The organism is Bacillus sp. Pc3, from assembly GCF_000815145.1.
Taxonomy (GTDB): domain Bacteria; phylum Bacillota; class Bacilli; order Bacillales; family Bacillaceae; genus Bacillus; species Bacillus velezensis.
Map to the genome: position 1 here is coordinate 1,154,905 of NZ_CP010406.1, position 25,622 is coordinate 1,180,526.

Here is a 25,622-nt window from a genome sequence, read left to right on the forward strand (position 1 = left end):
GGCATGGGCGAGTCAATAAAGCGGCGGCAATTAAAAAAACGCTTTCTCCCAGAAAGCGAAAGGGCTACAAGAGCATATCCCGAAACCGGGGCCGGTGCAAGTGTTTTTATAAAAAAACCCGCCCCTTAAGCGGAGCGGGCGTTTTTTTATTTCAGATGCGTAATCCGGTAAATGTCTTTGCGCCGGTCTTTCAGCTGGCGCACGGTTCCGTTTTCACGCTGCCTTCTTAAGATTTCAAGGTCCACGTCCCCGATCACGACCATTTCGATATTCGGATTCGTTTCACCGACGATTCCGTCTCTGGCAAATTCAAAATCAGACGGAGCAAAAATGGCTGACTGCGCGTATTGAATATCCATATTTTCTGTTTGCGGCAGATTTCCGACCGTACCTGAGATGACGGTGTAAATTTGGTTTTCAACCGCTCTCGCCTGAGAGCAGTACCTTACGCGCAAGTAGCCTTGGCGGTCTTCAGTGCAGAACGGCGTAAAGATAATTTTCGCCCCTTGATCCGCGGCAATTCTCGCAAGCTCCGGAAATTCGATATCGTAACAGATCTGAATGGCGATCTTTCCGCAGTCCGTATCAAATACGCGCACCCTGTCTCCGGCGCTGATGCCCCACCATTTCCGCTCATTCGGCGTAATGTGAAGCTTATATTGTTTTTCAATCGTGCCGTCACGTCTGAATAAGTAGGCGATGTTATAAATTTTCCCCTCTTCTTCAACGAAGTGGGAGCCGCCGATGATGTTGACATTATATTTCACCGCGAGATCTGTAAAGAGGCTGATATAGTCCTCGGTATATTCGGTAATCCTCTGAATGGCCAGACTCGGAGAACGCTCCTCGAGAAATGACATGAGCTGCGTCGTGAAAATTTCCGGGAACACCGCGAAATCAGATCTCGCATCGGAAGCCACATCGACATAATATTCAACCTGATTGGCAAATTCCTCGAAGGAGTAAATCTTTTTCATTTCATATTGAATGACGCAGATGCGCACCGGAAATGCCGATTTGTAATAGCGCTTCGATTGCGGCAGGTAATCGACATTGTTCCATTGCATTAATGTCGCATATTTAATGGACGCGGTGTCATCCGGGAGATAATTCGGATTGATCCGCATGAGCGTAAATCCGTTCATCAGCTGGAAAGAAAGCACCGGATCATAAATCTGATGGCGCGTCACCTGTTCGACATAAGCTCTCGCCGTCATTTCTTCCGCATACTTATGATAATTCGGAATCCGCCCGCCGATAATAATGCTTTTCAGATTCAATCGTCTCGCCAAGTCTTTTCTCGCCTCATACAGCCGGTGTCCGATTTTCATCCGTCTGTATTCCGGGTGAACCATTACCTCAATCCCGTACAGATTCAATCCGTCCGGGTTGTGGTTCGTGATATAACCGTCGTCTGTAATGTCCTGCCACGTGTGGCGGTCATCATATTCATCGAAATTGATGATCAGGCTTGAGCATGAACCGATAATTTCCCCTTCGTACTCGGCGCAAAACTGACCTTCCGGAAAGTGCGCGAGATGGCTGATTAAATGCTCAGGCTCCCACGGCTCCATCCCCGGAAAACAATCCTTTTGTAGCTCAATAATTTTGTTGATATCTTTCTCTTCCATATTCCGTATGACCATTTTCTTTTCAAAACGGGTCAGATCAAGTTTCTCAGACAATGCTGCTTCCCCCTGCCGGTTCGTTTTGATCGTTCAATCGCTGTAAGAGTAATTCAAGTTCCATTTCCGCCATCGATTCCAGTCTGTGATCGTATTCTTCAAATAACAGGGCGCTTGTTACCTTATTCGGCACGATGACACATTTCATGCCGGCCCGTTTGGCTGCGATAGAGCCGTTGACCGAATCCTCAAAGGCCAGACATTCAGATGGTTCAACGCCTAAATGTTCCGCAGCTTTCAGATAGAGCTCCGGATTCGGCTTCACTTCTTCTACGTCGTCAGCCGTCTGAATCACTTCAAATTCATCAAACAGGCCTAATTCCTTCAGATGGCCCGATACCCATTTGAAATCTGAGCTGGACGCGAGCCCCACCTTCAATCCTAATTCTTTTGCCGCGGCTAAATAAGCTTCCACTCCGGGGCGCGCCGTTTCCGTCTTCATCCGCTGTTCGAAGCGCCCGCGCCTGATCGCCGTCAGTTCATCATGATCGAGCTTTCTTCCCAGCTGCTCCTCTAAATATGCGAACGGCTTAAACCCCGCGGCCGTTCCGATCACCTTTCCCCAGACGGATAAAGGCAATGTTGAACCGTGTTCTTCAAACATTTCCTGCAGCACTTCATATTCATGGGTTTCTGTATCTAAAATTAACCCGTCAAAATCAAAGATTAATGCTTTTATCAATGGTTACAGCTCCTTTAGCTAAACGTACTGACCTATGTATACACTATACCGTGAATTTCTTTCGCGTTCAAAATGTAACATTCTCACGGAAAGAAGAGCCTGCATGAGTGCAAGCTCTCTTCATCCGTTACTGTGTGTTTTGACTGGAAATATTGGAAAGAGCTGCTCCCGCAGACTCATTTGAACGCTGATCGACCGCTAAGTCTCCAAGCGCAACGATCCCGACCAGATGATTTTGATCGACAATGGGAAGGCGGCGGATTTGGTGTTGGGCCATCAGATGTGACGCCTCTTCAAGACTCATTTCCGGGTTTCCGGATACAACTGCAGAAGACATCACGTGTGAAACAGGTGTTTGGCCGTCGCGGCCTTGAGCCGTTGTTCTCAATGCGATATCACGGTCTGTCAGCATTCCTTTTAATTCCCCTCCGTCAACGACGGGAATTGCTCCGACATTATGCTGGTGCATCAGCGCAGCCGCTTCCTGAATCGTTTGATTGGGAGAAACGGTAGCCACGTGGGTAGTCATTGATTGTTTGATTGAACTCATTGTAAAGCACCCCTTTCGACATTTATTATGCTCGGGGATTTGTCTCATTATAAAGGGAGTTAGAGGAAAGAAATTGTGGTATCATGTCAAGGAAGCAAAAAAGAGCCTGTCAAAAGGCTCTTTATACCCTTCAGATCAGCCTTCTGTGACCGCAGGCTTCTGATCCGGCCCCTGTCTCGAAAGCATCATAGGTAAAGGGAAAGTTCATTCCGCATTCATTCAGCAAAGCGCAATTTTTATCAAACAGCGCCCGCTCTTTGACGTCATATACCGGGTGCGGCTTTGACAGCATGATATGTACCGTTTGCAGACAAGCCATAATTTGAAACGCTTCTTTTAAAGTTCCTTGGTAACGTTGGTTTTGTAATGATAATACGCCCCTTTTTTTAAAGCGCTGAATTTCCAGTTCGGAGAAATAAAGAGGAAAGACATTTTGAAACAATTCAGAGGAAAGCTCTTGTATCGCGCTTTCTTGTCCGTCAGTCGCTGCGTTCACAATTCTCACATCAATCACCTTTCTTGCCATGTGAATATCCTTAATCTTTATCAAGAATAGCATAGAAAAAAACGCGAAAGCTAAGGTAAGTGTTTCCTATTGAAACAGCCGCTTTCCGCTTGAAAAGGAGCTTTATGATATGAAACAAAATGACCGCGGTCTGGAACTCCTGATTACGGAAAAGCACGCCGGACAATGGCTGTTTTCAGTCCTGAAATCTGAATTCCAGGCGTCAAAACCCGTAATTACGGAATGGATGAACCAAGAAAGCATTCAGGTGAATCGAACATCCCCGAAAAACAACATCATACTGAAGACCGGAGATCGCTTATTCATTGATCTTCAGGAAAAAACGGGTTCTTCGGTGACTCCGGAATACGGAGAGCCGGACATTTTATTTGAGGACAATCATATGCTGATTGCAAATAAGCCGGCGGGAATGCCGACTCATCCAAATGAAGAGGGTCAGACCGGCACCCTCAGCAACCTGATCGCTTACCATTTTCAAATCAACGGCGAGCAGGCGAAAGTGCGCCACGTTCACCGTCTTGACCGTGACACGTCAGGCGCGGTCGTTTTCGCGAAACACCGCCTGGCTCATGCAATCCTTGACCGTCAGCTCGAAACCAAAACATTAAAACGCACCTATATCGCCGCGGCGGAAGGAAAAGTCACGCCGAAAAAAGGCACGGTTGACTCGCCGATCGGCCGCGACAGGTCACATTCCGTCAGACGGCGCGTCTCACCCGGCGGACAAGCCGCCGTCACCCATTACAAAGTGAAAGGCTATCATCCCGGTGCGCAGCTTACATTGGCAGAGCTTGAACTGGAAACCGGGAGAACACATCAAATCAGGGTGCATATGGCAAGCATCGGCCATCCGTTGGCGGGCGATGACCTGTACGGCGGAAGCAGGACGCTGTTTCACAGGCAGGCGCTTCACGCAAAAAAAGTCAGTGTCGTCCATCCGATCTCAGGAGAAGAAATCGTTGCCGAGGCGCCGATGCCGGCTGATCTGGCTCATTTTACCGAAACGTATTTTTCTTAAACCGGGTCGGCATATATAATATATCGTTTCGGCGCATTTCCAATGTAAGAAAACGGATAGCAAGTGGTCAGAATCAGTTCCTCCCGCTTGTGCTGAAGGGTGATGACAGATGTATCATCCCGGCTGACAATTTTTGTACGGCTGATTTTATAAGAAAACGTGCCGTAAGACAAAATCACGTTCAGTCTGTCTCCTTTTTTCAATTCGCCGGTCCGGCGGAACACCGTGTCCCTGTGGCCGGATAACACAATTTGGCCGTGATCGCCCGGATAATAGCTGTCCTTATAATGTCCGACGCCTTTTGCTAAATCATCTGCGTCAGTCCCTTCCACGATCGGGAGCTCAGCGTCGATTTCAGGGATTTCTAAAATGCCGCTTGCCTCACCCGTTTCGGGGTGAAATTCTTTTTTGCGCTGTGTCAGCACAGCGCTTTTTGTTTCGTTCTTTTCCAAGACAGGTTCTGTTGCTTTTTTTGCTTCTTCAAGCGAATGGTTCGTTTTCATATGTGAATCAATGATCTTCCAGCTTCCGTAACATGTGATGATGATACCGGCGATGATGACGAAAAGCGGAATAAGTTTCAGTTTGTTCATCGTGTGCGGATTCCCCTTTTCTTTCTGAAAAGCCAATATACGCCGGCACCCGTGATCACCAGACCGGCCAATGCCGTCTGATGGCTGCCCGCTGAAGTATCAGGCAATGGGCGGCCTTTTTGTGTGCCGCTTTCAGTCTGTTTTGTGCTTTGTTCCGAATTTGCGGCAGACGCCGGACGGGATTCGGGAATTGACTGCACTGTATCAGATGCTGTTTCTTCTGCGACAGGACGTTCAGGTTTTTTGGTTTGATCAGGCTGTTCTGCCGCATCCGGTTTTTTAGCGGGTTTTTCCGCTTGAGGTTTTTCTCCTTTATCAGGCCTGGTGCCGCCCGGTGTTTCCCCGCTTCCCGGCTGATTGCCGGTGTCATCAGGTGTTTCGGCGGCTGATGCCGTGCGGATGCGGCCGTCGGTTTGATAAGAAATCGGTGCGGAAAAGCTTTTGACATAGTCTACTGTCGCTTCCAAATCCTCAGGCCCCGTCACCGGATTCTTGCCGAGTTTCCCGATCGGACCGTATTTTGCCCCCGCTGCCGTCGCCATAAATTGATTGACTGTTACTGTATATCCTTTTTCGGGCTGTATGTCTGTCCCGTCCGCCATCTTCATATCAACCGCTTGTCCGGTTTCCGGGTTCCATGTATAGGAAAATCCGCTGATGCTGTAATCCGGTCCGTACACCGGAGAAATTTGCGCGTTAATGATCTCCCGCAAATCTTTTCCTTTGATTTCAAGCTTCGTCAGCACATTGCCGAACGGCTGTACATTATAAAGGTCTCCCCATGTAATCGTCCCTTTTTTTATGCCGTCCCGGATGCCTCCCCCATTCATAAGCGCAAAATCGGATTTCATCTTCGCTTTCATACCGTCGGCAATCAGATTTCCGAGCGCCGTGTCGCCGTCATTTGAATACCCGCCCGTTATATCATGGGCCGCTTCCCCGACCGCTTCGCTGATAATCGGTTTCACTTTCTCTTCGTATTTGCTTAATATGCCTGCCGCAACCGGGTCAGGCTTGATTTTGCTTTGATCGATATATTGGATTTCCGCTGATTTTTTCACGATATCCTTCGACTCTTTATCAAGTTCAAGATCCGCGATTCCGATTGCTTTTCCGTATTCAAATGCCTGCACGATCAGCTTGCCGTCGATTTCTCCGTTTACGACTTTATGATTGTGCGCGGCGAAAATCACGTCAATCTCTGAGTCTGTTCCGCTTGCAAGCTTTGCGGATTCTCCCGTGATGGCTGAGCCATTTTGTTCAGCAGACATATGGGCGAGCACGGCGATTGCTTTAATTCCTTTTTTCTTCAGGTCAGCAGCGGCGTCATTGACGGCCTTTACCTCATCCGTAAACGTAATATTTTTAATTCCGTCCGGGATGACCATGCCTGCCGCCGATCTGGTTACAACCCCGATAAATGCGACCGGAATTCCGGAAACGTATTTAATTTCATACGGCGGCAGAAAGGACTCCCCTGACTTCAGTTTACAGTTGGCGCAGACGAGCGGGAAATTTTGGCCGTCATAACCGCTTGTCCCCTTACCGTCCGGATGATCTCCTCCATTGATGATCCGTTTAAGCTCATTCGTTCCTTCATCGAATTCGTGATTGCCGACAGTTCCGACATCAAAACCGATGTCTTCCATCAATTCTACTGTCGGTTCATCCTGAAAAAGGGCTGACACGGGAGAGCTGCCCCCGATCATATCGCCCGCATGCACGACAAAGGCGTGTTCTTTCTCGGCTTTCGCCTTTTTAATGTACGCTGTGGCGTAGTCCATCCGCCCGAACGTGCCATCCGGTTTACCGTCTCCGTTAAGGTCAAGCTCATATTGCTGATCAATTTTTCCGTGCAGATCATTCATGCTGATGATTCTGAGTGGGACACGGCCGGAGTCTTCTGTCTGCTGTTCTTTATACGCTTTATCCGTGCCGGCTTCATTCAGTGATCCGGCTTGTCCGATTGCTTCCGCATCTTTCACGCTGAACATCAAAAAACAAACCGTCAGCAAACAGCACGAAAGACGCATACCCCTTTTTTTCTTCATTCATTTCCCCCCTGTCTTCTAAGAAATACGTTAGCTTATTTTCTTAAAAATCACATCACTTTTTTGTAAAGATTGTCTTCGCCGGCGCAAAATAGTAAATAATCCCCACGTAACGAAACAGGACTTGATGTATAACGGATCGGCTTTTTTCACATCTTAATGATGATTTGACATGAAGGAGGAAAACAACCAGTGGAACAGCAGCAGAATCAGCAGCAGCCGCCAGTAAATCAAGGGATCCCGGGTTCACCGCAAGTGAATCACGGAGGACATGAGCTTTTCGATATGCATGAAGTGCTGGCCGGAACAGTCGGCGTTTTGGATCAATTTATGATGCTCAGACAGTTTATACAGGATCAGCAGCTGGCCGACATCCTTGACCGCCAGTATCAATTCATTCTCGGACTCTATAATCTGACGGCAGAATGCTTTAAGACCGGCCAAAAGCCTTCTCAGGAAACGTCGACATATATGATGAAGGAACAGAACCAGGCCGTCTACGGTATAAAACCGACTCAGCCGAAAAAACCGAATCAATCATTAAATGATGTCAAAGATCTCGGGATCAGCGGCCATATGCTCGGCCTGATTAAAGCTCAAGCTTCTCTCTTGACGATGAGCTCGCTTGAAATGACCAATCCCGTCACTAGAAGAGTGCTCTCCGCCCAAATTCAGCAATATGTCGAAATGGCGTATGAAATCTTCTTATACCAAAACAAACACGGTTATTATCAGGTTCCTCAGCTCAATGCACAAGATATGCAGACCATGCTGAATTCATTTGCACCGGCCCAGGGACAGCCGCAAATGCCTCCGATTAAAGGACAAATGGGACAGCAGCAGCAAAACCTCCATTGATTAAAAAACGGCGTTGGAAACCTGACTCTCCAACGCCGTTTTCTTTTTTTCATATGCTTTTGTGAAATCATGTTCAAATCGTTTCAGGCTTTCTTTCGTAGCCGCTTCAAAGCCTTTTTCAAAATCCTGTGTTTCGGCGGTTTTATTGATAATGGTTAAGATAATGCCTTCTCCGAATGTTTCGGTTAAGTCCTTTATCATATAGAAGCTTTGCAAATAGACATCCGTTTCATATTCCATACGCGATTTCTGCCATTTTCGGTCGGTCGTTAATTGATCAAACGGCACGACGGAAAATGCAATCGGATCAATGACTACATCATAATGCGCGACCCACTCGCTCAACCCCTCATGAAACCAAAGCGGAAATACAGACGTATCCGTCCCCAATTGCCGCGTTTTTTGATGAAACGCATAGTGTGTATATTCATGTATAATCAATTGCTTATACATGAAAACGGCCAGCTCATCTTTTTTCAAAAGCTGTTTTTTCTCTTCAGGCAAAAGCCCCATCATCTGCTCCTGTTCTGAATAAAAACCGACTACATTTTTCAATCCTGAATATTGCTCCATTTCATCTTCATCCGAAAAGAAAATGAGTTCAAGCGGCGCTGCACCTTTATAACCGACAATGATTTGATTGATACGCTTTGCGTGGTCCAGCGTAAGCTTGGTCAGATCCAAGAGCGGCTTTTCATCCGCCGTATAGTAAATCGCTGTATGTTTGTAAATTTCTTTATTCATGTGTTCAGTCACTTGTTCCTTCGTCGGAACAGAGCGGCTGTTTTGGCCTGACAGGACGTACATCATACTTACTGAAACGGCTGAACTGACAGCCAATATGACAAGGACTCCGCATAGGATCAGAGTGAATGCCGCCCGTTTCCCCATGCCGTCACGCAAACAAGCTCCCCTCCCCGATCCTTTCATTTTCATCTCATTCTTTACTTTATGCTCAGGAGCGCTGGGTCGTGACGGCAGATAAAATAAAAAAGCCGCAGCAAATGCGGCTTTTCCATTCATTTATTTATTGGGGTTTGGGAATACACGCTGCACCATTTGGCCGAATTCATCAAACAGACCGGATACAGGATGTCCGTTTTGGATTCGTTTTCCGTAGCCTTGCATGCGTTCAACGAAGTCCGGGTTCGCTGATACATATACAGTCCGGACATGTTTATCGGCTGATTTCACCTTATCGGTAATCTTATTTTTCAAATGGTTGGCGATGGCGCCTTTTTGCCCGTTTGTCAAAACAACGGCAACATATGCGCTGTTTCCGGCAACGATCACAGTCGCATTTTTAACCTCTTTTAAATCAGTCACCTTGTCGGCGGCTTTATCAGCCACTCTCAGGTTACGATTGTCATTGTGATCGGTGTTTTGGTTATGACGGTTCACTGTATTCATATTTGTCGCACCGTCGTTAGGCGTGTTGCGGTAATTTACATTCTGGGTGCGGTTGTCATTTCGTTTTCCTTCTCCTTGGTTCCCCATACTGCACCCTGCGGTAATCAGCATCGGCAGAAGAAGGGCAGAGATAACTGCTTGTTTTTTTATCATGTGAATTCCTCCTTTCTCACTTTACGTATAGGTTTTTCTATTCGGCGGGATTTATGCACGCCGTTTGCATTCTGAACGGTTTGGATAAATATCAGAAGGAAAGGGAAAGGTAAGCGTAATCAATTGAATGAGGAGGGATTTAACTTGTTCAGAAAAAAAAGCGGTATCAGCCCGACAGCGCTGCTGATCGGATCATCGATTCTGATTGCAGCTTTATCACCCGAAATCCGCCGGAAAATCTCCGGAATGGTTTCAGGCAGAATGCAGCATAAAGATGGCACACACTCCATGCAGCCTGCTGACCTGATTCAACAGGCTTTCAGCGGGGAATCCGGCGGACAGCAGCACACGGACAAAGCCCGGCATTCACAAACCGGCTCATTGCAGCCTGCCGACCTGATTAAACAGGCTTTCGGCGGCGAATCCGGCGGACAGCAGCATGAGCAGACTTCCCGCAATCACTCCGGCTCATCCCATACGGACGGACAGGCAGACCGCAGCCGCAGTAAAGAAACTTCGCCGAAGCCTCACTATACCGAGCCGATTCACTTCGAAGAAAGCGCGGTGAATGTTTTAAATGACAGCACCGTGATGAATATGCTGGAAGAAATTGAACCCGGAAATCATTAGAAACGAAAAAATCCTTCATTCGTTCAACGATGAAGGATTTTTCGTTTTAGTGCTATCTGCTTTTTTATTAAGCTTCTTCAGTTTCAATGACGATTGTGGAATCATTGTACACCGCGGTATCGGTTTCCTTCGTCATTTTACTTGTTAACAGCCCTGCGGTCATACTGCCGCTGACATTTAAGGCGGTGCGCCCCATGTCAATTAACGGCTCAATTGAAATGAGCAGTCCGGCAAGCGCCACAGGCATGTTCAAAGCGGATAGGACGAGCAGAGCCGCAAATGTCGCGCCGCCTCCCACGCCTGCTACACCGAATGAACTGATTGCCACGATGGCGATGACGGAAATGATAAATCCCGGTTCAAACGGGTTTTGCCCCACTGTCGGCGCAATCATCATCGCGAGCATCGCCGGATAAATGCCGGCACAGCCGTTTTGACCGATTGATAAGCCGAATGAACCGGCGAAGTTCGCAATGCCTTCCGGTACGCCCATGCTTTTTTGTGTTTTAATATTAAGCGGCAAAGCCCCTGCGCTTGAACGGGACGTAAACGCAAACACCATAACCGGAAAAGCTTTTTTCACGTATGTGATCGGATTTAAACCGCTGAACGTGATCAGCAGCAAGTGAATGATAAACATGGCGATAAGCGCGGCGTATGAAGCGATCACAAACATCCCCAGTTTCGCAATGCTGTCGATGTCGCTTGTCGCGATCGTTTTGGTCATAATCGCCAATACTCCGTAAGGCGTCAGTCTTAAAATTAATGTCACGACGCGCATAATAATCGCGTAAACCGCATCGACAATTCCGCTGAATGTCGCTGCGTGCTCCGGCTGTTTCCGTTTCACGCCCAGAAAAGCGATGCCGAGGAAAGCGGCGAAAATAACGACTCCGATGGTGGAAGTCGGTCTGGCTCCCGTGAAATCAAGAAACGGATTCCCCGGCAGAAGCTCAACGATTTGCTGAGGCAGCGTTTTGGCCGTCATATCCTCAGATTTTTGCTGCAGCTCCTGACCCCTTGATAACTCGGTGCTCCCCTGGTCGATATGAACGGCTTTCAGATCAAAGGAAAGCGCCGAAACAATTCCGACTGCCGCGGCAATTGCTGTCGTAGCAATCAAAATTCCGATGATCAGTCCGCTGATTTTCCCAATGTTATGGGTCAGTTTAAGCTTCGTAAATGCGCCGAGAATAGAAATAAAGACTAGCGGCATGACGATCATCTGAAGCAATTTGACATAACCGCCGCCGGCAATATTAAACCAATCGGCCGTTTGTGTCACGACATGTGAGGCCGGCCCGTAAATCAATTGCAGTGCAAAACCGAATACAATGCCTAATCCGAGTGCGGTAAAGACACGTTTAGAAAAGGAAACGTGTTTTTTTTGCATCACAAACAGACCTGCTATAAACAAAAACAAAATAAAAACATGTAAGATTACAAATAAATTCTCCAAAACAGGTAAACACTCCCTTGCTCATTATCCTTAAACACTATATTACATCAATTCCGATCGGTCAAGTAAGAATTGACAATATATGTATTTTTATTGATTTTTCTCTTTTCTTTCCATCCTTTCTTTAGTAACTTATATAAGGGTGATTGTTATGCTGAAGGAACTGTTTCTTAATTTGACGATTTTAATCACATTTAATTATCTCTTCACCGTTCTTTTTAAAGAGTCGCTTTCACATAAAGAAGACCGTCCGATGTTTCAATTACTGAAGGGGACGGTCTGCGGGCTTTTAGGGGTTTTTCTGATTGCTTTCGGCTTTTCTTACTCCGATTCCATCATTGATCTCAGAAATATCCCCATTATCATCGCCGCTCTTTACGGAGGCTGGGTGTCTACAGCAGCTGCCTTTATCATTATCGTGGCAGGCCGTATCCTGATCAATTTCAATGCCAGCGCCATTTATTCTATCGCCGCAGTCGGCATGATTGCGATACTTTCTGTGGCCGTATTCAGAGGAAAAAAGCCGAATCACAAAAATGCGTTCGTTATGCTGCTCTTTTCAAATGTTATTATCACCCTGACGCTGCTGTTACTTATGCCTGAACAGCCTGCCGGGGCCCTCGTTTATTTTTGGCTCATTTCTACCTTGGGCGGAATGCTGTCGCTGTATATCATTAAACACGAAGCCGATGCCCGCCTTTTGTTCAAGCAATACAAGTTTCAAGCGAATTATGATTTTCTGACGGGGATTTTTAATAAGAGAAAATTCGAGGAAGTCTCGCGCGTTCTGTACGATCGGGCGTCTCAATCCCCCTCGTCTCAGCTCGCGCTTATTTATTTGGATATTGATCACTTTAAGCAGATCAATGACCAATACGGCCATTATGAAGGGGACCAAGTGCTGAAGGAACTGGGGGCGCGCCTGAGGTTCTTACTCAGCAGTTCTGATCCGTCAGCCCGTATCGGCGGGGAAGAATTTGCCGTGCTTATGCCCAATTGCACGTATACAAAAGGGCTTCACCTCGCAGAAGAAATCAGGCACACGATTGACGCGAACCCGATTCTGCTGACGAGCGGAGATACAATTCCCGTGACCGTTTCCCTCGGCATCGCGCATTATCCGACAAATACATCGGATCCTCAGACATTGCCCCTGATCGCGGACCGGATGCTGTACAAAGCGAAAACATCAGGGCGCAATCAAGTGTGCAGCACTGAAAAAAAAGAATGATCGCCCGAAGAGGAAATCATTCTTTCTTTTCAGTGAGAAAACCGCCCCTCAGGAAAACAGGAATCAGGCTGCCCTCATATTCTTTTTCAATAAACGCCGCGGTATCATCTGATTGATACAAAGACAGGAGTTTTTGCATCCGTTCATCATCTTTATTCTCAGCTCTGACGGCGATCAGATGAATATATGCTTCCTTCATTTGCGCCGATCGGATCAGCGCGTCCTTCTCCGCATGAAATCCTGCTCTTTTCGCCTCGCTTTGACTGAGAACTGCTGCGTCAGCATGTTCCGCCGCCTGATAGGCGTTCTTTTTTGTTTCCGTTTTTAAGGTCAGATGCTTCGGGTTGTCCTTGATCATATCAGTTGAACCCGTACCGGTGAATCCCTTTTTCAATGTCATCAGTCCGGCCTCCTGCATGAGAAAAAGCGCCCTGCCGAAGGCCGCCGCTTCACCAGGCACGGCAATGACCGCTCCGTCCGGTATATCCTTCAGCCGTTTATGTTGCTTGGAATACACCCCCAGCGATGCCGCATATGTCGTTCCTAAAGGAGCCAGCTTCTTTTTCATATGAGGCGGCAAAGATTGAAAATAAGAAACGGATTGAAACGCATTGGCGTCGAGATCCCCACCGGCAAGCGCCAAATCGGCCTCGGCATAATCCGAAAACGTTACCAAAGAAAGCTGCAATCCTTCCTCACCGGCTTTTTTCGCGACAAACTCCCAGATCGATTGATCAGATTCATTGATTCCGATAGTAATTGTCCGGTTCCCGTCAGGATAATGACATGAAGTAAGTGACATGATCAAAATGAAAAGAAACAGACTGTTTATAAGCTGCAGGTTCAAGTTGACCTACTCCCTATCTATTTTTATGTACAGAGGCGGCACCATGGTATTCGGGCTCATGATTACATACAATACCGATTAAAAAAAAGGTTGTCAATTGCTTCCTTAAGAGACCGTAAAGCGGTTTTTATCAGCTGAAAATGGGCTGTTCTAGTCTCAAATCAGATTTCCGTATCAGAGCGTTCCCCTCTTAAAACATGTTATTTCGAAAAAAGTTACATTTAGCAGTTGTTTTTTCTTCGAATTACTGGTAGAGTAAAGGTAATTATTTTTGTTCGAACTATCTTTAAGAAGAAAGTTTTGTAAGAGTTTTCGTCTTGGAAGTTTGTTTTAGAGCAAGAATAGTGAATTTAAGCGTTATGTCGCTTTAGGAGGAAATTTCATGTTAGAAGGTAAAGTAAAATGGTTCAACTCTGAAAAAGGATTCGGATTCATCGAAGTAGAAGGTCAAGACGATGTATTCGTTCACTTCTCTGCTATTCAAGGCGAAGGCTTCAAAACTTTAGAAGAAGGCCAATCTGTTTCTTTCGAAATCGTTGAAGGAAACCGCGGACCACAAGCTGCTAACGTAACAAAAGCATAAATTGTTTAAAAACCCTGCCGGTGTACGCCGGCAGGGTTTTTTTCATCTAAAACGAAAAGCTGTTTTGCAAAGGCAAAACAGCTTTTTTATATCAGGTGGCAATATCGCGTTTTAAGAAGACGCCGAATGCGAGCGCCAGAAAAATGATGAAGTAAATCACAAGCATCACAACCGAAAATGTCATCGTCATCCCCTCTACTAAAGGAGTCCCGTTCATATATTGCGACAAATCCGTATTGGCGAATAAAATATATTTGGTCCATTCAAATTTCGTGGCAAGAAATACAGTCGCCGTGTTCCCCATAACCAATAGAAAAATAGAAAATCCGACCGCTAATGAGCTGTTCCGGAATACCGCAGACAGCATAAACGCCATCGTCGCAAGCATAAAAGCGGAGACAGATTCATAGACATATGTTTTAGCGAGGAAAGCGATGATATTTTGCTCAAAAACATGGCCGTCTTTGTATACGAGATGAACATCAGCCGCAGTATCTCCCCCTGTACCGAAAAAGACCAATCCCAGCAGAGCGGAGCCGGCAAATAAAATCACAAGCATCAGCAGTCCGAACAGCAGCACCGTCATATATTTAGAAAGCAAAATCTGAAAACGGCTGAGCGGACGGATAGCCAGCAGCTTGATCGTCCCCCAGTTGAACTCATTCGCCACGATGCCTGCGGCAATGATAATCGTAAACAGCCCGGTCAAAACCGTCATCATCGAAGAATCAGCTACGTATGACCACACTGTGTACCCTGTATCCTCAGGAATATTATGATCCATACGGTATTGATTTATCGCGATATTCTGTTTCAGACTATCAATGACAGTCTGATTTCCGGTTTCCTTCATCTGCTGTTTCATTTCTTTGTTTTCGGCCTGGAGCTCCTGTTTCCAATTCGGATTGGCTTCGCTCGAGGTGAAATGGTTTGACAGAAGCGCAAAACCGATCATCGAAACGCCTAAAATTACAATCATAGCCCACGTGCCGACGCGGCTGAAAATTTTTATCCATTCATTATAGATCAGCTTAAACATATTGAACCTCCTCTTTCGTCCCGCCGGTAATCTCCAAGAAACGGTCTTCCAAAGATTTTGTCATGATTTTCACTTCATATAAGCGGATGTTTTCACGGACGAGCAGTGATATCACATCAGGCACTTCCTGTTTTGACAGCCTGATCTCAATGCCGTTTGTCTTCTTCATACAGTCAAACTGACTCAGAACGGCCAGAGCCTCTTCTCTTTGTTCAATATGGAAGAAGTATGTATCTTTATCCTCTTTTCCTTCATCCCTTACTTTTTGAATATCGACAAGCTCCCCTTTTTGCAGAATGCCGATTCGGTCGCACATTAACTCCATTTCTGACAGCAGATGGCTTGAGACGATGACAGCCATTCCTTTTTCACGTGTCAGCTTTTTCAGATGGTCCCTGATTTCCCTGATGCCCGCGGGATCAAGGCCGTTTGTCGGTTCATCCAGAATCAGCACCTTAGGATTATGCAGCAGGCTTTGGGCGAGGCCGAGACGCTGTCTCATTCCGAGAGAGTAGGTTTTTACTTTGTCATGTATTCTGTCCTGCAACCCGACGAGCTCGATGACCTCATCTATTTTTTCTTTCGTAACGCCTTTTACCATCCTTGCGTACTGCTGTAAATTTTTATAGCCGCTCAGGAATTTGTACAGCTCCGGGTTTTCAACGATGGCTCCGACGTGCCTGACCGCTTTTGCATAGTTTTTCGTAATGGATTCCCCGCAGATTACGATGTCTCCCTGAGACAGTTTCATTAATCCGACCATCATTCTGATCGTAGTGGTTTTCCCCGCTCCGTTCGGCCCTAGAAACCCAAACACTTCGCCCGCCCGGACGGAGAAGCTCAGATCATGAATAATCGTTCGTCCTTTTATCGTTTTCTTTACCTGTTGCAGTTCTAATACCGTTTCCAATTAGAATCCCCCTTCTATTTCGTGCGCCTGCATGACGCTTCTGTACCATTGCAGCACGGACATTCCTTCCTGTTCCCGAATTTCTTCGACCTCGCGCCGTTCAGCGATTTTCCCTTTTATGAAAACCATCACTTCGTCTAACAGCGTCTCAATCTCGCCGATCTCATGCGTGGCAATGACGACGATCTGGCTGTCAAAATCAATATAAGATACGAGACTGTTGACAATCGATTCTCTGACAGCCGGATCAAGACCTGAAAACGGCTCATCCAGCAGAATGACGGATGCTTTTCTCGACAGGGCCAAAACGATTTTCAGCCTGCCCCGGCTGCCTTTGGACAGCTCTTTTATCTTCCGCTTCGCTGAAAGATTCATTTCCGTTAATAGGTTATGTGCTTTTTCCAGCTGAAAATCCGGGAATTGCGAATGATAAAATGTGAGCATATCACCGACGGTCGTCCGGGCGGAAAACATATCGTGTTCGGTTAAATAAGCCGTACGAAACAGCATGTTCCTGCTTACTGCGCAGTCTCCCATCCGGACGGCGCCCGATGTCGGGAACGCTAGCCCGGCAAGCATTTTAAGCGTTGTTGATTTACCGCTTCCGTTCGGCCCTAAAATTCCGTAGATTTTACCCGGAGACAATGAAAATGATACATCGCTGACCGCGAGCCTGCGGCCGTATTTTTTTGTTACGCGTTCAAAATCAAGATTCATCGTTTGCTTCCTCCGCATATTGTTTGATCCCGTCGATCATTTCCTCAGGAGATAACCCCAGCTCCGCCATTTCCTGAATAAAGCGTTTGAAAACGTCTTTAGTCAGCCTGTCTTTCAGCTCCGCTTTCAGATCGGACCTTTCCGCTATAAAGGTTCCCTGTCCTCTTCTCGTCTCCACGATCCCCAGCCTTTCCATTTCACTGTACGTTCTTTGTATCGTATTCGGATTCACTTTCATCTGTACGGCCATCTCCCTTACGGACGGCAGTTTGTCCCCCGGTGAAAGCTCGTCTCGGATCAGCCGGTAATATACACGATCGGCAATCTGCAGATAAATCGGCTTGGATGACTGAAATTCATTCTCCATCATTACACCTCAACCTTTCGATTCAGCAGCATAGAGGCCAGCGCGAGACAGAGCGCCGCAAGCACGATCACTGCCAGGAAGCTGAAAAGCGAGATGTGGACGGCCTTCAGCTCCACCGTCCAGCCGGTCAATTTTGTATAGTGAAAATCAAAATCCGCATACACTTTTACCGGCCATAAATCATGTTGAGATGAAGTGAAAGGCGTAATGATTTTATCGTCAATATAGGTCCAGACAAACGCAAGCACGATGCAGATCACCCAACGGAGGACGGGAACATGTTTTAATGAGTGAAAAACAGTCCAAAATACGGCCACGATCACAGATAAATACGCTGAACTGATCAGCAGGTAAGCATTCAGTCCGGTTAATGTGCCGGCCAGGGGAATGGTGTGTTCCAGCGCTCCTTTTGCAGAAAGCATCCGGTACATCCAAATGCCGTAACCGGTCAGCGCCAGCTGCCCGATCAACTGATACAGCAGTGAGGCCGTCAGCTTGGAAGCCAGCAGATAAAATCCTCCATTCGGATTGTAAAGCCACAGCTGATTTTTTCCTTCTTTATGAAGGTGATAGTACATAAAAAGCGGCGCTACAAGAAATTGAAAAAACCCCATTGCCGTAAAAAAGCCGAAAATGACGAGCGGTTCTTTCTGACGGGCAGCGATGACGTGGGCTGCAAACGCCCAGCAAATCATGCCGCAAAGCCACACCGCGAGCCAAATCCATGAAACTTTCGCATCTTTTTTCAGCAAACCTAAAAACGATGTCATTCTTTCTCTCTCCATTCGGATCAAGTGTATGAGTAACATAGTACACTAGATCATCACGTATTACAATATCTTCAATAAAAAAAAAGACAAATCCGCTCTTACGCAGATTTGCCTTTTCAATTACTTCTTTTTGTTTTTTAAGGAGAGCAGCGCATCACGATAGCTGCTATCCTGCATTTTGCCGCCGCTATCAGGATCGTTTGGTTCCTGATCCGTCTCAGAAGTCTTAAACTTCTGAAGCGCCTGACGGTACACATCATCGCCCATTGTATTCTTTTTCTCACGGGGAGATTCAGATTTTACAACGACGGGAGCATGCTCGGCTGAGCGCTCCTCGGCCGGATCATGCTTTTCCGGCTGTTCGGCTGTAGTGCCGATCGCTTCTCTCTTTTCTTCTTTGACATCCTGTCCTGCAGAAGTGCTGCGGACATTGAATGTGATAAGAAGTGCAATCACAATGACAGCAGCAATAACCGCTATAATAATGGCCATATAACCCTCTCCTTACTGTCGTCCGGCAGTTAGATTACCTGTGACTTGGCTGACACGTCTGCCAAGCGCACGGCCTAATTGAAGGCCTTCTTCCGTCATCAGCACATCGCTGTCAACCGGGCATGTGACGCCCGCACCGTAGTAAGAGCCGTACAGCGCGTTTTCAGGAACGTTGCCGGGAAGTCCGACAACAATCATGCCTTGGTGAAACATAGGAGTGATCAGATTGTGCATTGTCATTTCTAATCCGCCATGTGTTGTCGCCGTCGTACAGAATACGGCGCCGACTTTATCAATCAGCTCGCCTTCAGCCCACAGATAGCCGAGTCTGTCGATCCACGCTTTTAAGCCTGAACTGATGGTGCCAAAGTGTCCTGGGCATCCCCAGATAATGGCATCCATGTCTTTCAGCTTGCGGATGTCTGCTTGATCGACATGGTCGATCAGGACTTCAGCCTCAGCGTTTTCTCGTGCTCCTTCGGCAATGGCTTCAGCAAGGTGTTTTGTATGTTCGCCTTCACTATCGTACACTACGTAAATTTTCATTCAGGAAACCTCCCATTCAGATGATTAAGATTCCTTCACTTCTTTAGGGGCCGGAAGCAATGACAGCTCCTCTTTTTTCTTCGCCCGCTGTTTGTCTTTCCGTACGTCACGCAAGAACAGGCTCAGGACTACGCCGATAACCGCAAAGATCGTCGCCCACATAAACGCGTCATTAATCCCCATAACGTTGGAATTAAGTGAAGCTGTTTTGTAGAGATATGAATAAACGGTTTGTTTCGCCGCATCAAGCGACATGTTCATGTTGACCATTAAATTCGAAACCGCGCTTTGGAACGACTGCATGAAGCTTGGATCAGCCGTGCTCGTTTTATCCGCAATCTGCGAATAGTGCATTGTCGTACGGTTCGTATAAATCGTTGTGATCAAACTTGTTCCGATTGAACCGCTGATCTGGCGGAGCGTGTTGCTCATCGCCGTGCCGTGGCTGTTCAACCGTGCCGGAAGCTGGTTCATTCCGGCTGTCATAACAGGCATCATCAACAGTGACATACCGAATGCGCGGATGGCATAGACAAGCATAATGTGCGTGTAAGGTGTGTCAATTGTCAATTTTGTGTACTGGAATGTCGTTGCGACCGTGATGACCAGCCCGATAATCGCAAGCGGTCTCGGACCGATTTTGTCAAACAGAATACCAGAAATCGGCGACATGATCAGCATGACAATCGCGCCCGGCAATAGCAAGAGGCCCGATTGCAGCGCTGTAAAGCCGACTAAGTTCTGCAAATAAATCGGAAGCAGGAACATTCCTGTGTAAAGCGCAACGGTAATAATGATGTTAATCACACTGGAAAGTGAGAAAATATCATATTTAAATACCCGGAAGTCGAGCATCGGTTTTTCAGAGCGCAATTGCTGAATGACAAACGCGGCAATCGCGATGACACCGACAATGACGGTAGACAGCACGATCGGATCTCCCCAGCCGTCGCTGCCCGCTTCACTGACTCCGTAAAGCAATGAGGCAAATCCGACAATGGATAGAATCGCACCCAAGCTGTCGAGTTTGATTTTTTGCGGTTCCACCAAGTTCTTAAAGAGGAAGAACGCTATGATAATAACGATTGCCCCGATCGGAACAAGGCCGTAGAACATAATGCGCCATGTGTAATGCTCGATGATCCAGCCGGAAAGAGTCGGTCCGACCGCCGGAGCAAACATCATCGCAAGACCGAAAATCCCCATTCCTTTCCCCCTGCTTTCAGGCGGGAAGATAAGCAGAATGGTTGTCATGACCAGCGGCTGCAGGATACCGCCGCCGACCGCCTGAATTAACCGGCCGATCAGCATGGTTGAGAAGTTAGGCGCGATTCCGCAGACTAACGTTCCCGCTGTAAAACAGAACATGGCTACGAGAAAGAGGCTTCTCTGTCCGAACCGGGTAATTAAGAACGCAGATAACGGAATCAAAACACCGTTGACCAGCATGTATCCGGTCGTAAGCCACTGAATCGTCGTCGCACTCACACCGAACTCGGTCATTAAGTGCGGCATCGCCACGTTAAGAAGCGTTTGGTTCAAGATCGCCAGGAATAACCCGGCCATAAGCACAATAAGCAATGTTTTAGGACTTTTTACTTGATTATCTGATTTAGCCACCTAAGACAACCTCCCTTCATGGTTTGATGACTGATCTGTATTATTCAGAGATTTTTACAGATGCGTTCATACCAGGAAGCACCTTGTCAGATGGGTTGCTGAGTGAAATTTTAACAGGAACTTTTTGCGTTACTTTTGTGTAGTTGCCGCTTGAGTTTGAAGAAGGCAGCATATCAAATGTTGAATTTGTCGCATAACCGATTTCTTCTACTGTTCCGTCAAATGTTGTATTAGGGTCGCCGTCAACAATTACGTCTACTTTGTTTCCTACTTCAATGTCTCTAATGTCTGTTTCTTTAATGTTTGCAGTGATGTAAAGGTGTTTCATGTCAATTTCCTGGGCAATTGTCGTACCGGCTTGCACCATTTGGCCGTTTTTCACTTCGTTTTTCACGATTGTTCCATCCATGATGGCTTTTACGTCAGCATTTTGCTGTCCTTTGATTTTTGCAACAACGTCGTTTTTGCTTACTTCTTTCCCCTCATCAAGGTTCCAGTCAGTTACTTTACCCGCAGCAGGAGCTGTGATAGCAGCCATGTCGCCGGCAACTTTTGCTTCATCGGTTTTTACATAGTGTGTGCTTTGATAATAGTAGTAAGCACCTCCGCCTATAATTGCAAGAACAACAATCAAACCGATAATGTTGGTCAGAATTAAACGTCCTCTGTTCATTTTGTTTTCTCCTTTCGTTTCTTCCTCTATCATTTTGTGGAATGATGATAAAAATATGTGGGGATTTTTTTATTTTCCGTTTTTCACTGCACAGCCGTTTGCAAGCTTCGTTAAACTTTCCGCAAGCTTGCGCAGGTACTGCAGTTCAGCGGTATTGAGCTGCCGGTATAAGACCGCCGCTTTTTCGGCATATTGAACAGCAGCTTTCTTTAGAAGTTCTTCCCCCTCTTCGGTTAACTGAATCATAACAACACGCCGGTCGTCGTGATAGTCGCTCCGAACCATTAGGCGGCGCTTATACAGAATATCGGTCATTCTCGTGACAGACGCCGGTTTCAGATCAAGCGACAAAGCCAGCCTTGAAAGCTGCGTGCTTTTGCTCTTATGTATTTTGAACATCAGCAGATACTGCAGCACTGTAATATCAAAAGGTTCAAGAACTGTCTCCAGAATCATTTTCTGCTTTTTGTAAATCGATCTGGAAGTATCAAACAGTTGTTCAAAACTGAGCAAAGCGAGCTCTGATTCAATCACCGTATTTTCACCTCATTCCCTTAATAATAGTTCACAAGATAAAATATTAATAAATGAAAGAAGGTTTGTAAAGAGAAAAGTTTCATTTTTTAAGGATTTTTTTTATGCCGTTTTTTCTCTTTATTTTTAATTTAAAAAAGCCGGGTGAAGAACCGCGGCCGCACGATTCTTCACTCGGCTTTATATTTCATACGATGCTTTGCTTACACCGGATTCCTCATTTTTAAAAAAGCTTTTCAGCGCTTGAAATACGTCTGATTTCTGTTTCAGGATGTAGTATTTAAATTTATCATCTTTGACATTTTTATAGGCGGACATGAGGGTGGAATGCCTGTTATATTGATTGACCTCACCGTAACAGAACAGGTTCGATTTTTTCATGATGTCATTGACGAGCTTTACGCACCGGGCGTTATCCGAAGTCAGGTTATCTCCGTCTGAAAAATGAAAGGGATAGATATTGTAGCGGGCGGGGTCATATTTTTCATCAATTAATTCAAGAGACTTCCGGTAAACGGAGGAACAGATGGTGCCCCCGCTCTCGCCTTTCGAGAAAAAATCTTCTTCCGACACAACCTTCGCTTCCGTATGGTGGGCGATAAATTCGATATCAACCGTTTCATACTTTGTCCGTAAAAATCGTGTCATCCAAAAAAAGAAGCTCCTCGCCATATACTTTTCCCATACGCCCATCGAACCGCTTGTATCCATCATCGCTAAAACGACAGCTTTCGATTCCGGCTTCGTCACATCATTCCATGTTTTGTATTTCAGATCTTCCGGATAAATAGGGTAAAACGACGGCTTGCCTGTCATGGCGTTTCGTTTATAGGCCGACAGCATCGTCCTTTTCTTATCGATATTCCCTGTCAGCCCGGTTTTCCGGATATCATTGAACTCGATATCGGTATGGACGATATTGTCCCTTTCCTTTTGCTGCAGATTCGGCAGTTCTAATTCCTGAAACAGCGCTTCTTCCAGATCCATCAATGAAACTTCCGCTTCATAATAATCCTCGCCTGCCTGATCGCCGGCTCCCTGGCCTTTTCCGGCCCCCTGCTTTTTATCTGCGCCGTCTCTTGCGACGACATCGCCGACTTCGCTGTCGCCGTCGCCTTGGCCGACATGTTTATTTTTATCATAGTTATAACGGATTTTATATTCATCAAGCGAACGAATCGGGATTTTCACGACATCTTTTCCGTTGGACATAATAATGCTTTCCTCAGTAACAAGGTCCGGAAGGTTGTTTTTTATCGCTTCCTGTACTTTCTTTTGGTGGCGCTGCTGGTCGTCAAAGCCTTTGCGATGGAGGGACCAGTCTTCCTCTGAAATCAAAAAATTTCCGCTGTCATTACGGGACATGAATTCCCCTCCTTAACCGTTATGGTCGTTTTACATGTGTATTCCGGCTTGGTCCTGTTTATGAAACAAGTCCGGCGAAAAGATTTATTTTTATCTTATGCCGGCCGGACTCTCCAATTGACAAACAATTGTGAAAAACAGACAAAAGAACCCGTCCTTTTACAGACGGGCCTCTCAATGAAATCAAACATCAGCGGTTTAACAAGCTTCCGACATACTTCAGCAGTTCATTAGCGCTAGTCGAGTTATAGCCGTGTTCATCTATTAACCTTGCCACTACCTCATTGACCTTTTTAAGCTGCTGCTCATCCGGCGTTTTGGTTGAGGTCGTAATTTTCACCACGTCTTTTAAGTCTGCGAACAGCTTTTTCTGAATCGCTTCGCGGAGTCTTTCGTGCGAATTATAGTCAAAGCGTTTTCCTTTTCTTGCATAGGCGGATATGCGGATTAAAATTTCTTCGCGGAACGCTTTTTTCGCGTTTTCTGAAATGCCGATCTGCTCTTCAATGGATCTCATCAGTTTTTCGTCAGGATTCATTTCTTCACCCGTCAGCGGATCGCGGAGCTTATTTTTATTGCAGTACGCTTCCACATTATCTAAATAATTGTCCATGAGAGTTTTCGCGGATTCTTCATATGAATAGACGAACGCCTTCTGCACTTCTTTTTTAGCGATGTCATCGTACTCTTTCCTGGCGGCGGAAATAAAATTCATATACCGCTCTTTGTCCTCGGCGGAGATGGACGGATGCTGGTCGAGTCCTTCTTTCAAGGAACGCAGCACGTCAAGCGAATTGATCGATTCCATATTTTTTCTGATAATTGTTGAGGAAATGCGGTTGATGACATAGCGCGGGTCAATTCCGCTCATTCCTTCATCATGGAATTCCTTCTTCATATCCTCAAGATCAACGGAATTGTAACCTTCAACGCTTTCTCCGTCATAGAGCCTCATTTTTTTGACGAGATCAATATCAGAGCGGTTCGGTTCCTTCAGCCTAGTCAAAATAGAAAACATCGCGGCCACTTTTAATGTATGGGGGGCGATGTGTACGTCAGAAACATCACTTTCAGAAATCATTTTTTCATAAATCCGTTCTTCCTCTGACACCTTTAAATTATAAGGAACAGGCATCACGATGATCCTGGAGTGAAGGGCTTCATTTTTCTTATTGGCAATAAACGAGCGGTACTCCGTTTCGTTCGTATGCGCAACAACCAATTCGTCGGCTGAGATGAGCGCAAACCGTCCGGCTTTGAAATTCCCTTCCTGCGTGAGTGACAGAAGGTGCCACAGAAATTTTTCATCGCATTTCAGCATTTCCTGAAACTCCATCATTCCGCGGTTCGCTTTATTTAATTCACCGTCAAACCGATAAGCGCGCGGATCTGATTCTGAGCCGTATTCGGCAATCGTTGAAAAATCAATACTCCCCGTCAAGTCGGCGATATCCTGTGATTTCGGGTCAGACGGGCTGAAGGTTCCGATTCCGGTACGTTTATCCTCCGAGAAGAATATACGTTCAACCTTTACATCCTCAATTCTGCCGCCGTATTCTTCTTCAAGCCGCATGACATTAAGCGGAGAAAGGCTGCCCTCAATTCTGATGCCGTATTCTCTGTAGAAGTCGTCGCGCAGATGATGGGGAATGAGATGGAGAGGATCTTCATGCATCGGGCAGCCTTTAATGGCGTAAACAGCGCCGTTGTCTGTCAATGAGTAGGCTTCAAGCCCTTTTTTCAGCATGGTGACAAGAGTTGACTTTCCGCCGCTGACGGGTCCCATCAATAGTAAAATCCGTTTTCTTACATCGAGCCGCTTGGCAGCCGGGTGAAAGTATTCCTCCACGAGCCGTTCCAGAGATTCCTCAAGGCCGAACAGCTCCCGCGAAAAAAAGCTGTATGTCTTTTTACCGTCATCCTCCTCGATTCCGCTGTCTTTTATCATATTAAAAACGCGAGAATGAGCAGACTGCGCGACCAATGGATTTTCTTTTATGATCTCCAAATAATCAGCGAACGTCCCTTCCCATTTGAGACGCTGCTCTTCCTCTCTGTACTTTTCAATTTTCTTTAATATATCCATAAGAACCTCCTCTGTCATGGTTAATGCACTAGAAATAAGGTACTTTGTTACAATCTATGCGGTGACGTGATAATACATGCTTTTCGTTTCTTAAAAATAAAGACGTTACAAGGCCGTCATTGACAAGGGTCCGGTGCACCGTTCATAATGAAAGAAATACAGTTTCATCCAGACTCGGACATCAAATGGAAAAGCAAAGAGGAGGAGAAATGATGAAAACGATCATT

At 46.3% G+C, this 25,622-nt stretch carries 27 protein-coding genes; 5 read left to right on the forward strand and 22 right to left on the reverse strand.

Annotation, left to right across the window (positions count from 1 at the left end):
- Window positions 1-146 precede the first annotated feature (146 nt).
- From SB24_RS05125 to SB24_RS05140, 4 genes are all read right to left on the reverse strand, one after another.
- Window positions 147-1,685 carry a bifunctional GNAT family N-acetyltransferase/carbon-nitrogen hydrolase family protein gene (locus SB24_RS05125; RefSeq protein WP_007408451.1) on the reverse strand — a complete coding sequence of 513 codons (1,539 nt, stop codon included), beginning with the start codon at window positions 1,683-1,685 and terminating at the stop codon, window positions 147-149.
- Window positions 1,678-2,367, reverse strand: a complete 690-nt coding sequence (locus SB24_RS05130) for an HAD family hydrolase (RefSeq protein WP_003155347.1) — start codon at window positions 2,365-2,367, stop codon at window positions 1,678-1,680. The genes SB24_RS05125 and SB24_RS05130 overlap by 8 nt, the downstream gene beginning before the upstream one ends.
- A 127-nt stretch (window positions 2,368-2,494) precedes the next feature.
- Window positions 2,495-2,917: a CBS domain-containing protein gene (locus SB24_RS05135; RefSeq protein WP_007408449.1), complete on the reverse strand. Its 423-nt coding sequence runs from the start codon at window positions 2,915-2,917 to the stop codon at window positions 2,495-2,497.
- A 130-nt stretch (window positions 2,918-3,047) separates the two neighbouring features.
- Window positions 3,048-3,443, reverse strand: coding sequence for a DUF5365 family protein (locus SB24_RS05140; RefSeq protein ID WP_015417107.1), 396 nt, complete (start codon window positions 3,441-3,443; stop codon window positions 3,048-3,050).
- A 109-nt stretch (window positions 3,444-3,552) separates the two neighbouring features.
- On the opposite strand from SB24_RS05140, the gene SB24_RS05145 reads away from it, so the two are divergent.
- Window positions 3,553-4,461 (forward strand): RluA family pseudouridine synthase, encoded by a 909-nt coding sequence (locus tag SB24_RS05145; RefSeq protein ID WP_007408447.1) that lies wholly within the window; start codon window positions 3,553-3,555, stop codon window positions 4,459-4,461.
- Here the strand turns inward: SB24_RS05145 and SB24_RS05150 are convergent.
- Together SB24_RS05150 and SB24_RS05155 are read right to left on the reverse strand one after the other, a co-directional pair.
- Window positions 4,458-5,054: a class D sortase gene (locus SB24_RS05150; RefSeq protein WP_031378431.1), complete on the reverse strand. Its 597-nt coding sequence runs from the start codon at window positions 5,052-5,054 to the stop codon at window positions 4,458-4,460. The genes SB24_RS05145 and SB24_RS05150 overlap by 4 nt on opposite strands.
- A complete protein-coding gene (locus SB24_RS05155) occupies window positions 5,051-7,105 on the reverse strand; it encodes a 5'-nucleotidase C-terminal domain-containing protein (RefSeq protein WP_039252218.1) in 2,055 nt (684 codons plus the stop codon). The genes SB24_RS05150 and SB24_RS05155 overlap by 4 nt, the downstream gene beginning before the upstream one ends.
- A gap of 192 nt (window positions 7,106-7,297) precedes the next feature.
- Here SB24_RS05155 and SB24_RS05160 point away from each other — a divergent pair, with 192 nt between their 5' ends.
- Window positions 7,298-7,963, forward strand: coding sequence for a spore coat protein (locus tag SB24_RS05160; RefSeq protein ID WP_007408445.1), 666 nt, complete (start codon window positions 7,298-7,300; stop codon window positions 7,961-7,963).
- On the opposite strand, the gene SB24_RS05165 is transcribed toward SB24_RS05160, so the two are convergent.
- Both SB24_RS05165 and SB24_RS05170 read right to left on the reverse strand, forming a co-directional pair.
- On the reverse strand, window positions 7,964-8,866 hold the full coding sequence (locus SB24_RS05165; protein WP_039254966.1) for a hypothetical protein: 903 nt from the start codon (window positions 8,864-8,866) through the stop codon (window positions 7,964-7,966).
- Between the two features lie 120 nt (window positions 8,867-8,986).
- On the reverse strand, window positions 8,987-9,526 hold the full coding sequence (locus SB24_RS05170) for a YhcN/YlaJ family sporulation lipoprotein (protein ID WP_003155362.1): 540 nt from the start codon (window positions 9,524-9,526) through the stop codon (window positions 8,987-8,989).
- A gap of 144 nt (window positions 9,527-9,670) precedes the next feature.
- On the opposite strand from SB24_RS05170, the gene SB24_RS05175 reads away from it, so the two are divergent.
- Window positions 9,671-10,156: a hypothetical protein gene (locus SB24_RS05175; protein WP_015417103.1), complete on the forward strand. Its 486-nt coding sequence runs from the start codon at window positions 9,671-9,673 to the stop codon at window positions 10,154-10,156.
- Between the two features lie 67 nt (window positions 10,157-10,223).
- On the opposite strand, the gene SB24_RS05180 is transcribed toward SB24_RS05175, so the two are convergent.
- Entirely contained in the window at window positions 10,224-11,615 is a 1,392-nt protein-coding gene (locus SB24_RS05180; RefSeq protein WP_015239461.1) for an L-cystine transporter, read from the reverse strand.
- A gap of 151 nt (window positions 11,616-11,766) precedes the next feature.
- Between SB24_RS05180 and SB24_RS05185 the strand changes: the two genes are divergently transcribed.
- Entirely contained in the window at window positions 11,767-12,846 is a 1,080-nt protein-coding gene (locus tag SB24_RS05185; protein ID WP_015239460.1) for a GGDEF domain-containing protein, read from the forward strand.
- Between the two features lie 16 nt (window positions 12,847-12,862).
- Here SB24_RS05185 and SB24_RS05190 read toward each other — a convergent pair whose 3' ends face one another.
- Window positions 12,863-13,693 (reverse strand): MetQ/NlpA family ABC transporter substrate-binding protein, encoded by an 831-nt coding sequence (locus tag SB24_RS05190; RefSeq protein WP_039252223.1) that lies wholly within the window; start codon window positions 13,691-13,693, stop codon window positions 12,863-12,865.
- Between the two features lie 382 nt (window positions 13,694-14,075).
- Here SB24_RS05190 and cspB point away from each other — a divergent pair, with 382 nt between their 5' ends.
- Window positions 14,076-14,276: a cold shock-like protein CspB gene (gene cspB / locus SB24_RS05195; RefSeq protein WP_003155376.1), complete on the forward strand. Its 201-nt coding sequence runs from the start codon at window positions 14,076-14,078 to the stop codon at window positions 14,274-14,276.
- Between the two features lie 91 nt (window positions 14,277-14,367).
- Here cspB and SB24_RS05200 read toward each other — a convergent pair whose 3' ends face one another.
- The 12 genes from SB24_RS05200 to prkA form a co-directional block, all read right to left on the reverse strand.
- The gene (locus tag SB24_RS05200) at window positions 14,368-15,315 is read right to left on the reverse strand and encodes an ABC transporter permease (RefSeq protein ID WP_031378428.1); all 948 of its coding nucleotides are present in this window, start codon (window positions 15,313-15,315) and stop codon (window positions 14,368-14,370) included.
- Window positions 15,308-16,225 (reverse strand): ABC transporter ATP-binding protein, encoded by a 918-nt coding sequence (locus SB24_RS05205; RefSeq protein ID WP_031378427.1) that lies wholly within the window; start codon window positions 16,223-16,225, stop codon window positions 15,308-15,310. The genes SB24_RS05200 and SB24_RS05205 overlap by 8 nt, the downstream gene beginning before the upstream one ends.
- Window positions 16,226-16,942, reverse strand: a complete 717-nt coding sequence (locus SB24_RS05210; protein ID WP_039252235.1) for an ATP-binding cassette domain-containing protein — start codon at window positions 16,940-16,942, stop codon at window positions 16,226-16,228.
- Complete coding sequence (locus SB24_RS05215) at window positions 16,932-17,309, reverse strand: GntR family transcriptional regulator (RefSeq protein WP_031378425.1); 378 nt, start codon at window positions 17,307-17,309, stop codon at window positions 16,932-16,934. Before SB24_RS05215 ends, SB24_RS05210 begins: the two co-directional genes overlap by 11 nt.
- Window positions 17,310-17,311: 2 nt before the next feature.
- The gene (locus SB24_RS05220) at window positions 17,312-18,079 is read right to left on the reverse strand and encodes a hypothetical protein (RefSeq protein ID WP_012117148.1); all 768 of its coding nucleotides are present in this window, start codon (window positions 18,077-18,079) and stop codon (window positions 17,312-17,314) included.
- Between the two features lie 120 nt (window positions 18,080-18,199).
- A complete protein-coding gene (locus SB24_RS05225; RefSeq protein WP_003155385.1) occupies window positions 18,200-18,571 on the reverse strand; it encodes a hypothetical protein in 372 nt (123 codons plus the stop codon).
- A gap of 12 nt (window positions 18,572-18,583) precedes the next feature.
- Window positions 18,584-19,117, reverse strand: a complete 534-nt coding sequence (locus SB24_RS05230; RefSeq protein WP_003155386.1) for an NAD(P)H-dependent oxidoreductase — start codon at window positions 19,115-19,117, stop codon at window positions 18,584-18,586.
- Between the two features lie 24 nt (window positions 19,118-19,141).
- Entirely contained in the window at window positions 19,142-20,683 is a 1,542-nt protein-coding gene (locus tag SB24_RS05235; protein ID WP_087920790.1) for a DHA2 family efflux MFS transporter permease subunit, read from the reverse strand.
- Between the two features lie 94 nt (window positions 20,684-20,777).
- Window positions 20,778-21,443: an HlyD family secretion protein gene (locus SB24_RS05240; RefSeq protein WP_007610259.1), complete on the reverse strand. Its 666-nt coding sequence runs from the start codon at window positions 21,441-21,443 to the stop codon at window positions 20,778-20,780.
- 36 nt (window positions 21,444-21,479) lie between these two features.
- Window positions 21,480-21,944, reverse strand: a complete 465-nt coding sequence (locus tag SB24_RS05245) for a MarR family transcriptional regulator (protein WP_003155389.1) — start codon at window positions 21,942-21,944, stop codon at window positions 21,480-21,482.
- A 180-nt stretch (window positions 21,945-22,124) separates the two neighbouring features.
- A complete protein-coding gene (gene yhbH, locus SB24_RS05250; protein WP_012117146.1) occupies window positions 22,125-23,309 on the reverse strand; it encodes a sporulation protein YhbH in 1,185 nt (394 codons plus the stop codon).
- Window positions 23,310-23,499: 190 nt separating this feature from the next.
- A complete protein-coding gene (gene prkA / locus SB24_RS05255) occupies window positions 23,500-25,395 on the reverse strand; it encodes a serine/threonine protein kinase PrkA (RefSeq protein ID WP_003155391.1) in 1,896 nt (631 codons plus the stop codon).
- Window positions 25,396-25,622: the final 227 nt, after the last annotated feature.

Bases quoted from the DNA above. Each gene is read 5' to 3' on its own strand.
- SB24_RS05235 (WP_087920790.1), bottom strand. From the start codon at position 20,683: ATGGCCGGGTTATTCCTGGCGATCTTGAACCAAACGCTTCTTAACGTG.
- SB24_RS05225 (WP_003155385.1), bottom strand. From the start codon at position 18,571: ATGGCCATTATTATAGCGGTTATTGCTGCTGTCATTGTGATTGCACTT.
- SB24_RS05220 (WP_012117148.1), bottom strand. From the start codon at position 18,079: ATGACATCGTTTTTAGGTTTGCTGAAAAAAGATGCGAAAGTTTCATGG.
- SB24_RS05170 (WP_003155362.1), bottom strand. From the start codon at position 9,526: ATGATAAAAAAACAAGCAGTTATCTCTGCCCTTCTTCTGCCGATGCTG.
- SB24_RS05145 (WP_007408447.1), top strand. From the start codon at position 3,553: ATGAAACAAAATGACCGCGGTCTGGAACTCCTGATTACGGAAAAGCAC.
- SB24_RS05150 (WP_031378431.1), bottom strand. From the start codon at position 5,054: ATGAACAAACTGAAACTTATTCCGCTTTTCGTCATCATCGCCGGTATC.
- SB24_RS05135 (WP_007408449.1), bottom strand. From the start codon at position 2,917: ATGAGTTCAATCAAACAATCAATGACTACCCACGTGGCTACCGTTTCT.
- SB24_RS05185 (WP_015239460.1), top strand. From the start codon at position 11,767: ATGCTGAAGGAACTGTTTCTTAATTTGACGATTTTAATCACATTTAAT.
- prkA (WP_003155391.1), bottom strand. From the start codon at position 25,395: ATGGATATATTAAAGAAAATTGAAAAGTACAGAGAGGAAGAGCAGCGT.
- SB24_RS05230 (WP_003155386.1), bottom strand. From the start codon at position 19,117: ATGAAAATTTACGTAGTGTACGATAGTGAAGGCGAACATACAAAACAC.
- yhbH (WP_012117146.1), bottom strand. From the start codon at position 23,309: ATGTCCCGTAATGACAGCGGAAATTTTTTGATTTCAGAGGAAGACTGG.
- SB24_RS05240 (WP_007610259.1), bottom strand. From the start codon at position 21,443: ATGATAGAGGAAGAAACGAAAGGAGAAAACAAAATGAACAGAGGACGT.
- SB24_RS05200 (WP_031378428.1), bottom strand. From the start codon at position 15,315: ATGTTTAAGCTGATCTATAATGAATGGATAAAAATTTTCAGCCGCGTC.
- cspB (WP_003155376.1), top strand. From the start codon at position 14,076: ATGTTAGAAGGTAAAGTAAAATGGTTCAACTCTGAAAAAGGATTCGGA.
- SB24_RS05140 (WP_015417107.1), bottom strand. From the start codon at position 3,443: ATGGCAAGAAAGGTGATTGATGTGAGAATTGTGAACGCAGCGACTGAC.
- SB24_RS05210 (WP_039252235.1), bottom strand. From the start codon at position 16,942: ATGAATCTTGATTTTGAACGCGTAACAAAAAAATACGGCCGCAGGCTC.
- SB24_RS05155 (WP_039252218.1), bottom strand. From the start codon at position 7,105: ATGAAGAAAAAAAGGGGTATGCGTCTTTCGTGCTGTTTGCTGACGGTT.
- SB24_RS05215 (WP_031378425.1), bottom strand. From the start codon at position 17,309: ATGGAGAATGAATTTCAGTCATCCAAGCCGATTTATCTGCAGATTGCC.